Source organism: Rhizobium sp. BK181, assembly GCF_014193305.1.
In the GTDB taxonomy this organism is placed as follows: domain Bacteria; phylum Pseudomonadota; class Alphaproteobacteria; order Rhizobiales; family Rhizobiaceae; genus Rhizobium.
The window spans coordinates 101,742-117,185 of record NZ_JACHZA010000011.1; the positions used below are offsets into that span (position 1 = coordinate 101,742).

Below are 15,444 nucleotides of genomic sequence, written 5' to 3' on the forward strand. Positions count from 1 at the left end.
TATATCAGCGATGTGCGTTGAGCGAGATGACGTTGTGCATCGTCTCGTCTGCCGTCGACATGAACTTCTTGATGTTGCGGGCTGCCTGGCGAATGCGGTGCTCGTTCTCAACGAGCGCCAGGCGCACGTAGTCATCGCCCATCTCGCCGAACCCGATGCCCGGCGCGACGGCCACGTCGGCCTTTTCGACGAGCAGCTTGGAGAACTCGAGCGAACCGAGGTGGCGGAACTTTTCCGGGATCTTGGCCCAGGCAAACATCGTCGCTGCCGGTGGCGGCACCTCGAAGCCGGCCTTGCCGAAGGTATCCACCATGACGTCGCGGCGACGCTTGTAGACGTTGCGGACTTCCGCAATGTCGGAGCCGTCACCGTTCAGCGCGTGCGTTGCCGCAACCTGGATCGGCGTAAACGCGCCGTAATCGAGGTAGGACTTGACGCGCGTCAGTGCCGCGATCAGGCGTTCGTTGCCGACCGCAAAGCCCATCCGCCAGCCTGGCATCGAGAAGGTCTTCGACATCGAGGTGAACTCGACAGTCACATCCATCGCGCCCGGAACTTCCAGCACCGACGGAGGCGGCTCGCCGTCGAAGTAAATCTCGGAGTAGGCAAGGTCGGACAAGACGATGATGTCGTGCTTCTTGGCGAAGGCGATGACGTCCTTGTAGAAGTCCAGCGTCGCCACAAAAGCCGTCGGGTTGGACGGATAGTTGAGGATCAGCGCCAGCGGCTTTGGAATCGAGTGACGAACCGCGCGCTCCAGCGGCGGGAAGAAGCTCTCGTCCGGCTCGACTGACATCGAGCGAATGACGCCGCCGGCCATCAGGAAGCCGAAGGCGTGAATCGGGTAGGTCGGGTTCGGGCAAAGAATCACGTCGCCAGGCGCCGTGATTGCCTGCGCCATGTTGGCGAAGCCTTCCTTGGAGCCCAGCGTCGCGACGACCTGCGTGTCCGGATTGAGCTTCACGCCGAAGCGGCGCGCGTAGTAGGCGGCCTGGGCCCGGCGAAGGCCGGGAATGCCCTTGGACGACGAATAGCGGTGTGTGCGCGGATCCTGGACCACTTCGCAGAGCTTGTCGACGATCGCCTTCGGGGTCGGAAGGTCAGGGTTTCCCATGCCGAGATCGATGATATCGGCCCCGCCCGCTCGCGCGCTTGCTTTCAAACGGTTGACCTGTTCGAAAACGTAAGGCGGCAAACGCCGGACTTTGTGAAACTCTTCCATTTCTTTCCCCACGGAAATGCGGCCACCGCGGCCGCGCTCGAAGTTCGTCCTAAATTCCCGGCTGTTCGCGATACGAACTTCAGAATCACAAACGCCGTATTCATCAGACTTGCGTCACACGGCAATTCTTTGACAGAGAGCCGTGCAGGCCTTGCATTATCGGGAAAAATTCATCTTCCGCCACTGATGGAAGGCTTTGCTTCCAAATCGCAGCGAAGGCAAGGCCTAATTGGCGATTTCCGAGAGCGTATCGGCGCCGTGCTCGGCAGCCAGCTTGCGGAATTCCGCAACGCGACGCTGATACTCGGCTTCCGAGATCGTGCCGGCCTTGCGCTGGGCGGCGAGTGCCGTCAACTTCTGCTGGAGCCCGCCGGCCTCCTGATCGCTCATTTGGACGTTTGCGGCTGTTAGCGGCGCACCAAACCCGGGATAGCCGTCCTTGTAGTGCGACAGGCCGCTCACGGTCGGCGCTTCGCCCTTTGTCGCATTCATGACAACAGGGGTGGGCGCTGCCTGGCTGGCGCGGAAAGCGGCCTTTTCCTCCGGCGTCTGCAGGCATCCGGCAAGCGTCATGGCCGCGGCGGCGCTGATGAGCGCGATGCGGGTCACGTTTGCGATGATGCGGATGCCGTTTGTCGTCATGTGCCAGAGGTCCCAAATCCTGCGGTGCTTCGACTGTTAGATTCGTCGCAGCCACAAAGCAATAGCACGAGCAAGCGTCAGCGGAACTTGTTTTATCGATCTTTCCAGATGTACAACTCAATTTGCAGGAACATGCTGCCGCCGGAGGAAACGCGTGACCGACAGCAAGCAGGAAAACGGCAACAAGGCAAAAAACCCGGGCTTCAATGCAAAGGACCTAGATCCCTACCTGTTGAAAGATCCCGAGGCCATGGCGGTCAACTTCGCCCGTGCGCTCGAAAATCTCGGCAAGGCGGCAACTGCCTGGCTTGCGCCGCGCGAACGCGGCGAGATCGCTGAGAATGCGGCAGAGCCGATGACCGATATGGTCAAGACGCTCTCCAAGGTCACCGAGTACTGGATCGCCGATCCTCGCCGCACCTTCGAGGCGCAGACGCAGCTGATGAGCAGCTACTTCGGAATCTGGATGCGGTCGATGCAGCGCATGCAGGGCGAGACGCCGGCGGAAGAATCGGTCAGCAAGGACAAACGCTTTGCCGATGAGGACTGGCAAAAGAACCCGTTCTTCGAATTTCTAAAGCAGGTTTACCTGATCACCGCAGATTGGGCCGAGAAGATCGTCGCCGAAACCGACGGCCTCGACGAACATACGAAGCACAAGGCCGGCTTCTATGTGAAACAGATCACGGCCGCCCTTTCGCCGACCAACTTCGTCGCCACCAATCCGCAGCTTTATCGCGAAACGATTGCCACCAGCGGCGAAAACCTGGTTCGCGGCATGAAGATGCTCGCCGAGGATATCGTCGCCGGCCAAGGCGACCTGAGGCTTCGCCAGACAGACATGACCAAATTCGCCGTCGGCCGCGACATGGCGCTTACTGCCGGCAAGGTGATCGCGCAGAACGAGATCTGCCAGATCATCCAGTATGAGCCGACGACCGAGACAGTGCTGAAACGCCCGCTCCTCATCTGCCCGCCGTGGATCAACAAGTTCTACATCCTCGATCTCAACCCGCAGAAATCGTTCATCAAATGGTGTGTCGACCAGGGACAGACCGTCTTCGTGATTTCTTGGGTCAATCCAGACGCCCGCCATGCGCAAAAAGACTGGGCCGCCTATGCGCGCGAGGGCATCGACTTTGCCCTCGATACGATCGAGAAGGCGACGGGCGAGAAGGAGGCAAACGCCGTTGGCTACTGCGTCGGCGGCACGCTGCTTGCCGCAACGCTGGCGCTGCATGCCAAGGAAAGGAACAAGCGGATCAAGACCGCCACCCTCTTCACGACGCAGGTGGATTTCACCTATGCCGGCGATCTCAAGGTCTTCGTCGACGAGGAACAGTTGGGACGGCTTGAAGCCCATATGGACGAGATCGGCTACCTCGACGGTTCGAAGATGGCAACCGCCTTCAACATGCTGCGGGCCTCGGAGCTGATCTGGCCCTACTTCGTCAACAATTACCTGAAGGGCCAGGATCCCATGCCCTTCGACCTGCTCTTCTGGAATGCCGATTCCACCCGCATGGCGGCAGCCAACCACGCTTTCTACCTGCGCAATTGCTACCTCAGGAACGCGTTGACCGCGAACGAGATGATCCTCGACGGCCACAAGCTGTCGCTCAAGGACGTCAAGATCCCGATCTACAACCTAGCAACCCGCGAGGATCATATCGCGCCGGCAAAATCGGTGTTTCTCGGCAGCCAGTTCTTCGGCGGCAAGGTGGATTTCGTGCTCGCGGGCTCCGGCCATATCGCCGGCGTCGTCAATCCGCCGGACAAGAAGAAATACCAATACTGGACCGGTGGCGCGGCAAAGGGCGATTACGATGCGTGGCTCACCGAAGCCGCCGAAAATGCCGGCTCGTGGTGGCCACACTGGCAAGCCTGGATCGAGGCCAAGGATGGCAAGCGCGTGCCCGCCCGGAAGCCGGGTGGTGCCGCGCTCAACGCCATCGAAGAGGCGCCGGGAAGCTATGTGATGGAGCGAGCCTAGGGTCGAGACCTTATCCCATCACTCCAGGAAGATCAGGCTGGCCGGCGATGGTAGCAGCGGCTTGAAAGCGACAACGCGGAACCCAGCCGATTCGGCCATGTCGGCAAGCTCCTGTTGCGTATAAGCGTCGCCTCTCGGCGTCGTGGCCAGCATGACCATGGCAAAGGCAGCCGGGAACTCCGGCGAGACGCGATCCTCGTTTGGAACGAACTCAACGATCCCGACCCGCCCCCCGGGAACCAGGTTCGCTCGCGCCCTCTTCAAAAGCGCGATGCAGCCGTCAACATCGAAGTGATGAAGGAAGTTCGGGAGCAGTATGAGGTCATAGCCGCCGCCCCAATCGACTTCGAACGCACTTCCAGCCTGGAAGGTGAACCGGTCCGCCACGCCCGCCTTCGCCGCATTCTCTTGGGTTACAGCAAGAACCGGTTTCCAATCGAGTGCAACCACGCGTGCCGACGGCGCCACCTTGGCGATTTCGATCCCGAAGAACCCGGGGCCGGCAGCAATATCGAGCACCTTGCTTGGCGGCGTTGGCCACGTCGCGACATCAGATGCCAGGGCTTTTGCGCTTACGCCGGTGAACGCACCCATGGCGCGGGCAAACTTGACCCACACCGGATTGTCAGGGGCAACGTTCGCCAAGCCGACGGAGCCGCCATTGCGGACATAGGCAGCCGGGTCGTCGAGCAGCAACGACACCATTTGTGGCGAGCCGAGGAAATCGATGGCAGCCCCCATATAGGCTGGCGAGCGCCGATCGAGAAAGACCTGGCTCGACGGCGTCAGCGCGTAATTGTCGCCGCCCTTCGTCAGGAAGCCGGCAGTCACCAGAAAGTCGCAGAGAATGCGCACTCCGCGCTCGGCGCAACCCAACTCCGACGCGAGCATCGCCGCGGTTTTACCGTCCCCGGCAAGTCTCGTGAAAACATCGAATTCGATGGCCGCCTTCATCGCGGCCGTTTTCCGAAATGCGAACATCGCCTCGACCAGCAAGGCCGGCGAGACCTCTTCATGAACCACTTGCGTCGAAGACATCGGCTTTTCCCTCCCAGCGTGGAGCTACGACGGGAAGGACATATAGCAGAATCCGCACTTCTCGGCACGTCATGAGAAGAGGGAGGATTGCGCAAAAGAAGGCCGCGGCGACGCGCAAAGGGCCCCCGTTTCAATTTCGAACGGCTTGCGCGCTCCCGTAAAGGAATTGGTTACCATAATTCGTCATCCTACCAGGCAACCGGACATATTAGCGAGCCGCAATTTAGCCCTGATGCTCCTATACCGGCCCCGGCGAAGAAGATCAGTTAGTACCGCCGGCCCAGTAACGAGTTGTGAAAGACGAGTATTATGGCGTTGGCGGTCGATGTGTTTAGCAGTAGCAGGCCCATAGGTACCCCCATTTCTCGTTTCGTTTCCGCTTTCCGCTTCCTTTCAGGTGCAGCTCTTATCGGTGCCGGGTTTGCCGCTTCAGCTTGGGTCGTCGCCACCGTCGCGACCATGCATATGGTCGCCCCGAGCGCGGGTCCGCTTGCCAACGCCGCGCTTGCACCCCTAGCCGTCACCAAGGCTGAGCCGACGCAGCGCCTCGTTCACGTCAAGAAATTCTCGAGGCTGCGCATGAGCACCGCGAGTGAACTGGCGCTGGCAAGGGGCGTTCGCGTGGCGACCCCGTCCGCAGCGCTCGCAGCAGCATTCGTCGGGCAGTCCGAGCCTCTTACCGTTTCTGAAGCCTCGCCGAACAAGCCGGCCATGATTGCGGTAGCAACAGCACCTGCCCAGCCGGCGCGGGCAAAGGATGACGCTGCTACGACGACAGCTGTCGCCGTTGCCTCAGGTGATCGGATCATCATTCCCTCGAAGGCAGAGGTCGCGGCTGCCGAAGGCCCTGCCCTACTGGCGCTCGCCGCGCAACCCGAGGCCGTCATCAAGGGGCAGGTCCCGCCCGCCGCCCCCAAGCCTGGCCCGGTCGAGGTTGCAAGCCTTGCGCCGGCCGCGCAACCGGCTCCGGCCACAAGCCAGCCGTTCGATCTCGTGTTGAGCGGCAGCGACACGTCGATCCCTTTGCCGATGGCTCGGCCCGACGGCCTGAGCAAGCGCGCGACGCCTAGCGATCGCAGCGCTCCAGCAGAACCGGTACTCGCCTATGCCCGGCCGGATGCGGGCGCCTCGGATGATGACGAAGACGCGATGCCGACCTTAAAGAAGGGACTGTCTGCCCCGGTCGCGCGCAGCGGCGTCGCGGTGTACGACATTTCCGCCAACGTCGTCTACCTTCCTAACGGCGAACGCCTGGAGGCCCATTCCGGCCTCGGCAAGATGCGTGACAACCCGCGTTTCGTGCATGCCAAGAACCGCGGACCGACCCCACCGCACACGTACAATCTGACGATGCGTGAAAGCCTCTTCCACGGTGTCGAAGCGATCCGCCTCAACCCTGTCGGTGGCGCAGGCTACGTCTATAACCGCGTCGGTCTGCTCGCGCACACCTACATGCTCGGCGCCCGTGGCGACTCCAACGGTTGTGTATCCTTCAGGGATTACAAGCGCTTCCTCGCCGCCTTCAAGCGCGGCCAGATACGTCAGCTGGTTGTGGTCACCAGCATGCCGAACAAACCGACCTCCACCTTCGCCTCGCTGTTTTCGTCGCGCTCCTGAGTAGGTCGTTATCACTAAACGACATACTCGATTTTCCCCGTATTGAGCGGCTATGCCATCATCCCCTCGTCCCGCCGCGGATACACCGCAAGGCGTTGCGGCGAGGCGGGATCGGCGCCGGGTGTGGAAGAAGGACGTGAGCTTCCGCATCAGGGGTCCGCAGAAAATGGTCTCCCTCCGGGGACGGCGGCGTCCGCGCGAATGCGGCGCCGAGTTGAGCCTCGGACGTGCCTGTGTGGCACACATGGCCCCTGAAGAAGCTTGGGCTTCCTCCGGCAAGGCTGCAGAGGGACCGGAGTTGCGGGCACAAACCGCCGAACGGGGCGCTGGGAAGCGCCATATTGTTTTTACTCCAGCGAGGCAATTTCCAGCGCCCCGTCCGAGTGAAGTGCAGGATCAAGCCACGGGCCGAAAGGATCGCGTGTAGGTTAGTGCTGCGGTCGGTTGAAAGGCCGGAGTGCAGGTTCAAAGCGACCGCGCAGCCAGAAATAATGTTCCACCCATTGATCGCGATGGACGAACCCGGCATAGCTGCATTATGTACCAGAATGACAATTGCTAAGGGCCTGCAATGGTGAATTATATCGAAGCCTCTTCCGCACCGTCGAAGAATACGGGCGCAATCAGGCTCTACGATTCCGAAGCTTTCGAGGGAATGCGCAAGGCTTGCCGCCTCACGGCGCGCTGCCTGGATGAGTTGGCCGCTGTCGTAAAGCCCGGTCTGCCTACCGATGCAATTGACCGTTTCGTCTTCGAGTTCGGCATGGACAACGGTGCGATTCCGGCGACCCTCAACTATCGCGGTTACACGAAATCGACCTGCACCTCGATCAACCATGTCGTCTGCCACGGTATTCCGGATGCCAAGCCGCTGCGCGAGGGCGATATTGTCAACATCGACGTCACCTATGTGGTTGACGGGTGGCACGGTGATTCAAGCCGGATGTATCCGGTCGGTACCATCAAGCGTGCCGCAGAGCGGCTTCTCGAGGTAACCTACGAATCCCTGCTGCGCGGCATCGCAGCCGTTCGCCCGGGTGCTCGCACCGGTGCGATCGGGGAAGCCATTCAAATGTACGCCGAGGCCGAGCGCTGTTCCGTGGTGCGCGACTTCTGTGGCCATGGTGTAGGCGCGCTCTTCCACGACTCCCCGAACATTCTGCACTACGGGCGTGCCAGTGAAGGACCGGAACTGCGTGAAGGCATGATCTTCACCATCGAGCCGATGATCAACCTCGGTCGCCCGCATGTGAAAGTGCTGGCCGACGGCTGGACCGCCGTCACGCGCGACCGCTCGCTTTCCGCGCAATACGAACACACGGTCGGCGTCACCGCCGACGGCTGCGAGATCTTCACTCTTTCTCCCGGCGGCCTCGACCGCCCCGGCCTTCCGCCCTTGAACCGATGAGCACTTGATGACGAAGGGTCCTGTTTCGCACTCCAACGACGCCGAACTGCCCTTCGCCACCAGCGACGGAAGCGATGAACGCTCTTTCTTCGCGGAACAGGCCGCCAAACCGGCCTCTCTGGTGAAACAATCCAATCTCCCGGCATCGCTTGGCAAGGAAGAGCACTACCACGGCCACCGCGAGCGATTGCGTGACCGCTTTCGCCAGCATGGCGATACGGCGCTTGCCGACTACGAGCTGCTCGAATTGCTGCTGTTCAGATTGATCCCGCGGCGCGACACCAAACCGATCGCCAAGGCGTTGCTCGAGCGCTTCGGCTCACTCGCAGCGGTTTTCGGTGCGCCTCTGCCGCTGCTGCAAGAGGTAAAGGGCATCGGCGAGGCCGTGGCACTCGATCTGAAACTGATGTCGACAGTGGCGCAGCGAACCCTGAAGAGCGAACTGCGCGGCAAGCAGGTGCTCTCGTCCTGGTCGTCGGTCATCCAGTATTGCCATGCGGCGATGGCGCACGAAACACGCGAGCAGTTCCGCATTTTGTTTCTCGACAAGCGCAACGCGTTGATCGCCGATGAGGTTCAGGGACGCGGAACGGTCGACCATACGCCGGTTTATCCGCGCGAGGTGGTGCGGCGGGCGCTCGAGCTTTCCGCCACCGCCTTGATCCTGGTCCACAACCATCCTTCCGGGGATCCTACGCCGTCGCGCGCCGATATCGACATGACGAAGATGATTGTCGACACGGCAAAGCCGCTCGGGATCACGGTCCACGATCACATCATCATCGGCAAGGATGGCCATGCGAGCCTTAGGGGCCTGCGTCTGATTTAGGGGCCTGGGCCGCTTCAGGTGCCAGTCAGGTTTGGGTGGCAAAGCGAGGACGCTGCAACCGTCCTGCTTCGAGACCTCCATGACCACGATCGCCCCCCGCCAATTTCCACGGTCCTGGAGACTTGCAGTACAATGTCTTGCGCTCCTCACGCTCACGATCGGCGGCTACGCCGTCTACCTGTTTGCGACCGACAATTTTCACAGCGTAGTCGCCGGCGAGGTCTACCGCTCTTCGCAGCCCTCCCCGCGGGCCATCGCGGAGTTCGAGAAGCGCTACGGGATCAAGACCATCATCAGCCTGCGTGGCGGCGTCAATACCCCCGTGTGGCAAGCCGAAGTCGCGCAAGCGAAGTCGCTCGGTATCGAGCACATCGATTTTCCAATGTCCGCGTACAGGGAGCTTACTCCGGAGCAGGCGAAAGAATTGATCCAGGTCATGAAGGACGCTCCGAAACCCTTGTTGATCCATTGCCTGTCCGGTTCCGATCGCACCGGGCTTGCAGCAGCCCTGTACCTTGCGGCAATCAGCAAGACGAACGAACACGTGGCGGAGGGACAGATGTCGATTCTCTATGGCCATATTCCGCTTCCGATCAGCCGCGCTTTCGCGATGGATCGCACCTTCGAGAAGCTAGAACCCCTGCTTGGCTTCAGTGAATCCTGATATTCGCTCATAAAATATTCTGCAACATTGACCTGCTACCCGTGGACGCGCGACATACTGCGTCGCAAAAATGATTCCAGCTTAGCAATCGGGGCCAGGTGAATGTTCCAGTACGATCTCGTTGTTGTCGGTAGCGGTCCGGCAGGCCGCCGCGGCGCTATCCAGGCCGCAAAGCTCGGCAAGAAGGTACTGGTCATCGAACAGGGCAAGCGTGTTGGCGGCGTTTCGGTGCATACTGGCACCATCCCCTCAAAGACGCTGCGCGAAACGGCGCTCAATCTCTCGGGTTGGCGCGAGCGGGGTTTCTACGGCCGATCCTACCGGGTGAAGGAGGAAATCAGCGCCGATGACCTTCGGCGGCGCCTGCTGATCACCCTTGATCACGAAGTCGAGGTGTTGGAGCACCAGTTCGCCCGAAACCGCGTGCAGCATATCAGGGGCAAAGCAAGCTTTGTCGACGCGTCGACGCTCGAAGTCGTCAAGGACGACGGCGAGGTCGTCAAGGTCACCGGGGCTAGTGTCCTGCTTGCGGTCGGCACGAAACCGTTCCGCCCGGACTACATCCCGTTCGACAACAAGACGGTACTCGACAGCGACGAACTGCTCGATATCGGAGAGCTGCCGCGCTCGATGGCTGTCATCGGCGCCGGCGTCATCGGCATTGAATATGCCACGATCTTCAGCGCCCTGGATACCGCGGTCACAGTCATCGATCCCAAAACGACGATGCTCGACTTCATCGACCGGGAAATCGTCGAAGACTTCACCTATCAGCTGCGCGATCGCAACATGAAGATCCTGCTCGGCACCAAAGCCGACAAGGTAACGCGCCTGGACAACGGCAAGGTAGAACTAAAGCTCGACAATGGTCGCCACTTGGTGACTGACATGGTTCTGTTTGCTGCCGGACGTCTGGGGGCGACCGACACACTCAATCTACCGGCTGCCGGGCTGGAAGCCGACAGCCGCGGTCGCCTTAAGGTCAATCCGGAAACCTTCCAGACTTCGGTACCGAACATCTATGCCGCAGGCGATGTCGTCGGCTTCCCGAGCCTCGCGTCCACATCGATGGAACAGGGTCGCATCGCCGCCCGCGTTGCGATCGGCGCGGTCGCAAAGGAGCCGCCAAAATACTTCCCTTACGGCATCTACGCCGTGCCTGAGATTTCCACCTGCGGCTTGACCGAGGAAGAAATGAAGGAGCGCGGCATTCCCTATGAATGCGGCATTGCGCGCTTCCGCGAGACGTCGCGCGGTCATATCATGGGCCTCGATACGGGGCTTCTGAAGCTCATCTTTTCGCTGAAGACGCGCCGGCTGCTTGGCGTGCACATCGTCGGCGAAGGGGCGACCGAGCTGGTGCACATCGGCCAGGCCGTGCTAAACCTCAAGGGCACGGTTGAGTATTTTGTGGAAAATACGTTCAACTATCCGACTCTCGCCGAAGCCTACAAGATCGCCGGTCTTGATGCATGGAACCGGATGGGCGACATCAAATCGGAGCTTTGACAGCTAGCCATCAAGCTCTACCGCAAATCTTTGGCGATTTATCAAACAAAAACAGAATGATAGTAGCGTATAAAAATCCGTTCGGCCTGACTTATTTGTGTCAGATAGTCCCCGTAAAACCTTCCCTTGTATAATCCACCGCGTCTGGTAGCGTCCATTTTCGGGGATTTCTCTTACCAGCGAGTGACCGTGCAAGATCTGCCAAAGACTGCCGAACGGAATTTCCAGCTCATCCTGATCAAGCCGTCGCATTACGACGACGACGGCTATGTGATCCGGTGGTGGCGGGCGATGATCCCCTCCAATTCCCTGGCCGCGATTTACGGGATCGCCTCCGACTGCGCAGAACGCGAGGTGCTGGGACCAGGGGTCAAGATCGAGATCACGGTCATCGACGAGACCAACACGCGGGTCGACACTCCGGCGCTGCTGAAACGACTCGCTCAACACGACAATTTCGGGATGGTTGCGCTGGTCGGTGTTCAGTCGAACCAGTATCCCCGGGCGCTGGACATCGCGCGCCCTTTCCGCAAGGCCGGAGTTCCGGTTTCGATGGGCGGCTTTCACGTGTCGGGGTGCCTCGCCATGCTCGACGGCAAGGCGGTCGGCCTCGACGCCTGTCGCGAGATGGGTATCTCGATGTTTGCCGGAGAGGCTGAAGGACGCCTGGAGCGCGTGCTGCAGGATGCGGCCAGCGGCCAGCTTGAGCCACTCTACAATTTCATGAACGACCTGCCGAGCATCGAAGGTGCGGCCGTCCCATTCCTGCCGAAAACCAATGTGGCGCAGACGCTCGGCCTCAGCACCAGCTTCGACGCCGGACGCGGCTGCCCCTATCAATGCTCTTTCTGCACCATCATCAATGTGCAAGGCCGCAAATCACGCTTCCGCTCGGCCGACGATGTCGAAAAACTGGTGCGGATGAACTGGGCGCAAGGCATCCACAAGTTCTTCATCACCGACGATAATTTCGCCCGCAACAGAGATTGGGAGGCAATCTTCGATCGCTTGATCGAGCTCCGGGAGAAGGACGGCATTCCACTTGGATTGATGATCCAGGTTGACACCCTCTGCCACAAGATCCCCAACTTCATCGAAAAATCCAAGCGCGCCGGCGTTACGCGCGTCTTCATCGGGCTTGAAAATGTAAACCCTGATAACCTGACCGCGGCCAAGAAGAACCAGAACAAAATTACTGAGTACCGGAAAATGTTGCTTGCGTGGAAGGCGCAAGGCATCATGACATTAGCCGGATACATTCTTGGCTTCCCGGCAGACACGCCAGAGACGATTCGACGCGACATCGCGATCATCCAGCACGAACTGCCGCTTGATGTCATCGAATTCTTCGTGCTGACGCCACTGCCGGGCTCCGAAGACCACCAGACTCTATGGAAGAAGGGCGTCGAGATGGACGCCGACCTCAATATTTATGACGTCGAGCACGTCTGCACGGCGCATCCGAAGATGACCAAGCAGGAATGGGAAGACATCTACCAGGAGGCCTGGTCGCTCTACTATTCGCCAGAGCACATGAAGACGCTGCTGCGCCGGGCCGTTGCCACGGGTGTGCCGCTCGCCAGTCTCGTAAAGGTCCTTGTGTCGTTCGCCACGACTGTACCATTGGAAAACGTGCATCCATTGCAGAGCGGCCTTCTACGGCTCAAGCATCCCTCGGAACGGCGGCCCGATCTGCCACGCGAAAGCGCTGTAATCTTTTGGCCCCGCTTCGTCTGGGAAACGGTCGCTAAGCACGTGTCGCTAGGTGCAACCATTGCCAAGCTTGCAGTCAGCGCCTTCTTCATCGCACGAGACAAAAAGTCGAAGACCTATATGGACCAAGCACTGACACCGGTCGGTGACCATGAGGATGAGACGCTTGAACTCTTCACGAAGACAGCGGGCGGGCGAGCTGCGGTCTCCCACATTCACAAGGTCGCGGAATTGACCCACGCCCACAAGGTGCGCCCGGCCGTCTGAGGCCGAGCGCCGCCGTCGACAGCCCAAGAACGGACGGTTATATCTGTGCCGCGGCGATCGTTGCTATGTTAAGTAGCGACGCAGCTTGAAGCGTGTCGAGAAATTCGACACACTCAATCACCTTGCCGTTCTCGAAGGTCATCTTGTCCATGACCTCGGTATCGAACTTGGTAGTACCGTGCCGCATCTGCCCCCTACGATGGACCAGCGCCACATTGCCATCGACATGGATGTCGAGGATCTCAAGCGCCGTCATATCCCAAGTGTCGATAAACTGTCGCATTGTCGCGCGAAGTGCTGCGCTGCCGACAACCGGGTCGGTAAGCGGCGCCAAATACCGGCTTCCGGCAGCGCGGAAAACACAATTGTCACCGAGGAATGACATAAGGACATCAAGGTCCCCCTGATGTCGCGCCTCGAAAATCTGTCTTGTCAGGTCTTTCAAGTCTGCGCCGGAAGTCATCGTCAATCCCTCCCCTGCCAGCAATACGCAGCTTGCATCCGAACATTCTAAAATGCAACCAGATGGTGCGCCTCAAGCGCAGATCGGATAGGCGGTGACCTGAAAGCAACATGCGGCCTGGAGAATAAAAAAGCCCCACACAAGGCGGGGCTTTCTGTAAGTTCAATTGGCCGAAGATTACTCGGCGCTGTCCTCGGAAGCCTTCTTCTTCGGAGCGGCCTTCTTCTTCGGAGCGGCGGCTTCTTCGCCATCGGAAGCCTCAGCCTTGGCAGCTGCCTTCTTCTTCGGAGCAGCCTTCTTGGTTTCCTTCTCCGAGCCTTCGCCTTCTTCGTCGGCGAGAAGCTCTTCCTTGGTGACCTTCTTGTCCGTAACGTCGATCTCGGTCAGCAGGTGGTCGATGACCTTTTCTTCGAAGATCGGTGCGCGGATCGAGGCGGCTGCACCCGGCTGGCTACGGAAGAAGTCGAGGATCTGCTTTTCCTGGCCCGGATACTGACGCAGCTGCTCGTAGATGGCGCGCTGCATTTCGTCTTCGCTCACTTCAACGCCGGCCTTTTCGCCGATTTCGGAGAGAACGAGGCCGAGGCGAACGCGGCGTTCAGCAAGCTTCTTATATTCTTCGCGAGCCTTCTCTTCCGTCGTGTCTTCGTCTTCGAAGGTCTTGCCGGACTGAGCGAGGTCGTTGGCGACCTGGTTCCAGATGCCGTTGTATTCTGCTTCGACGAGCGAGGCAGGCGTCTCGAACTTGTACATCTCATCCAGCTGGTCGAGGATCTGGCGCTTGACCTTCTGGCGGGTCATCGAGCCGTATTGCGATTCGATCTGGCCGCGGACGATTTCCTTCAGGCGGTCGGCCGATTCAAGGCCGAGCTTCTTTGCCAGTTCGTCGTTGATTTCAACGTCGGCCGGAGCAGCAACGTCCTTGACGGTGACGTCGAAGGTTGCTTCCTGGCCAGCCAGGTTCTTGGCCGGGTAGTCAGCCGGGAACGTGACGGTGATAGTCTTCTCGTCACCAGCCTTCGTGCCGACCAGCTGGTCTTCGAAGCCCGGGATGAAACGGCCGGAGCCGAGAACCAGTTCGGCGCCCTGATCGGTGCCGCCTTCGAAGGCAACACCGTCGACCTTGCCGAGGTAGTCCATGGTGATGCGGTCGCCGTCGGCAGCCTTGCCCTTCTTGGTTTCGTAAGAACGGGCGCTTTCGGCAACCTTGAGAACCTGCTCGTTGACTTCCTCGTCGGAGATATCAACGACTTCGCGGGTGATCTTGACGCCCTTAACGGACTTCAGCTCGATCGGGGGCAGAACTTCATAGGAAAGCGTGAACTCGAAATCCTTCTGCGCAGCGAGGATCTGTTCTGCTTCGTCCTTGTCTTCCGTCATCGCGATTTCCGGCTGCGTCGCGGACTTTTCGCCGCGCTCCGCCAGGATCGCGGTCGGCTGCTCGCGAACGATCTCGTTGACGAGGTCGGCCATGATCGACTTGCCGTAGACCTTCTTGAGGTGAGCGGCCGGAACCTTGCCCGGACGGAAGCCGTTGATGCGGACCTTGTCCTTCACGTCGGCAAGACGTTCGTTCATCTTGACTTCCATGTCCTTGGCCGGGATTACGACCTTGATTTCGCGCTTCAGCCCTTCAGCGAGCGTTTCGATAACCTGCATGTCTTCCTACCTTCATTTCGTGGCGGCCGTGCCCAGACGCCGTTCGTTTCGATGAGCACGACGCCGGAAAATTGCCGAGCGTGGCTTGTTCTCAATTCTTATTCATTCCACCCAAGGCGGAACGGCGCTTTGCTTCCGGGTATCGAGGGACACCGGTTTCGGTCCCCCCGCCTGCAAGCCAGCTTTTGGTGCGGGTAGAGAGACTTGAACTCCCACGCCTTGCGGCACCAGAACCTAAATCTGGCGTGTCTACCAATTTCACCATACCCGCGTTCTCAAAAACCGCATGCATATGCCTGCACATGAGGCCTTCCGGAGCGCGGCGTCTCTATATCACCCGATTTGGGAGAGGCAAAGGAAAAATGAAGAGCAAATGACAGTGTTTTTGCCCGCACGAGCAGGCCTCCACACCCATTTGGC

General features: G+C 59.8%; 12 protein-coding genes and 1 tRNA gene. 7 read left to right on the plus strand and 6 right to left on the minus strand.

Annotated elements, in window-relative coordinates; genetic code table 11:
• Positions 1-4: 4 nt before the first annotated feature.
• Both FHT77_RS21930 and FHT77_RS21935 read right to left on the minus strand, forming a co-directional pair.
• A complete protein-coding gene (locus FHT77_RS21930; protein ID WP_024314005.1) occupies positions 5-1,222 on the minus strand; it encodes an LL-diaminopimelate aminotransferase in 1,218 nt (405 codons plus the stop codon).
• A gap of 225 nt (positions 1,223-1,447) precedes the next feature.
• The gene (locus tag FHT77_RS21935; protein WP_183756963.1) at positions 1,448-1,864 is read right to left on the minus strand and encodes a hypothetical protein; all 417 of its coding nucleotides are present in this window, start codon (positions 1,862-1,864) and stop codon (positions 1,448-1,450) included.
• Between the two features lie 154 nt (positions 1,865-2,018).
• Here FHT77_RS21935 and phaC point away from each other — a divergent pair, with 154 nt between their 5' ends.
• A complete protein-coding gene (gene phaC / locus FHT77_RS21940; RefSeq protein WP_183756964.1) occupies positions 2,019-3,857 on the plus strand; it encodes a class I poly(R)-hydroxyalkanoic acid synthase in 1,839 nt (612 codons plus the stop codon).
• An 18-nt stretch (positions 3,858-3,875) separates the two neighbouring features.
• Here phaC and FHT77_RS21945 read toward each other — a convergent pair whose 3' ends face one another.
• On the minus strand, positions 3,876-4,895 hold the full coding sequence (locus FHT77_RS21945; protein ID WP_183756965.1) for a class I SAM-dependent methyltransferase: 1,020 nt from the start codon (positions 4,893-4,895) through the stop codon (positions 3,876-3,878).
• 309 nt (positions 4,896-5,204) lie between these two features.
• Between FHT77_RS21945 and FHT77_RS21950 the strand changes: the two genes are divergently transcribed.
• The 6 genes from FHT77_RS21950 to FHT77_RS21975 all read left to right on the plus strand — a co-directional run bounded on the left by FHT77_RS21950 (position 5,205) and on the right by FHT77_RS21975 (position 12,902).
• Positions 5,205-6,512, plus strand: coding sequence for a DUF2778 domain-containing protein (locus FHT77_RS21950; RefSeq protein WP_183756966.1), 1,308 nt, complete (start codon positions 5,205-5,207; stop codon positions 6,510-6,512).
• Positions 6,513-7,083: 571 nt separating this feature from the next.
• Positions 7,084-7,920 carry a type I methionyl aminopeptidase gene (gene map, locus FHT77_RS21955; RefSeq protein ID WP_183756967.1) on the plus strand — a complete coding sequence of 279 codons (837 nt, stop codon included), beginning with the start codon at positions 7,084-7,086 and terminating at the stop codon, positions 7,918-7,920.
• A gap of 7 nt (positions 7,921-7,927) precedes the next feature.
• Positions 7,928-8,749 carry a RadC family protein gene (gene radC / locus FHT77_RS21960; RefSeq protein ID WP_183756968.1) on the plus strand — a complete coding sequence of 274 codons (822 nt, stop codon included), beginning with the start codon at positions 7,928-7,930 and terminating at the stop codon, positions 8,747-8,749.
• 79 nt (positions 8,750-8,828) lie between these two features.
• Positions 8,829-9,413, plus strand: coding sequence for a tyrosine-protein phosphatase (locus tag FHT77_RS21965; RefSeq protein WP_183756969.1), 585 nt, complete (start codon positions 8,829-8,831; stop codon positions 9,411-9,413).
• A 102-nt stretch (positions 9,414-9,515) separates the two neighbouring features.
• Positions 9,516-10,922: a Si-specific NAD(P)(+) transhydrogenase gene (gene sthA / locus FHT77_RS21970; RefSeq protein WP_016553785.1), complete on the plus strand. Its 1,407-nt coding sequence runs from the start codon at positions 9,516-9,518 to the stop codon at positions 10,920-10,922.
• 183 nt (positions 10,923-11,105) lie between these two features.
• Positions 11,106-12,902 (plus strand): B12-binding domain-containing radical SAM protein, encoded by a 1,797-nt coding sequence (locus tag FHT77_RS21975; RefSeq protein WP_409527468.1) that lies wholly within the window; start codon positions 11,106-11,108, stop codon positions 12,900-12,902.
• A gap of 37 nt (positions 12,903-12,939) precedes the next feature.
• Here the strand turns inward: FHT77_RS21975 and FHT77_RS21980 are convergent, their stop codons facing one another.
• From FHT77_RS21980 to FHT77_RS21990, 3 genes are all read right to left on the minus strand, one after another.
• A complete protein-coding gene (locus tag FHT77_RS21980; RefSeq protein WP_183756971.1) occupies positions 12,940-13,365 on the minus strand; it encodes a nuclear transport factor 2 family protein in 426 nt (141 codons plus the stop codon).
• A 177-nt stretch (positions 13,366-13,542) separates the two neighbouring features.
• The gene (tig, locus tag FHT77_RS21985; protein WP_183756972.1) at positions 13,543-15,024 is read right to left on the minus strand and encodes a trigger factor; all 1,482 of its coding nucleotides are present in this window, start codon (positions 15,022-15,024) and stop codon (positions 13,543-13,545) included.
• Between the two features lie 186 nt (positions 15,025-15,210).
• Positions 15,211-15,295 (minus strand) — tRNA-Leu (locus tag FHT77_RS21990).
• Positions 15,296-15,444 lie beyond the last annotated feature (149 nt).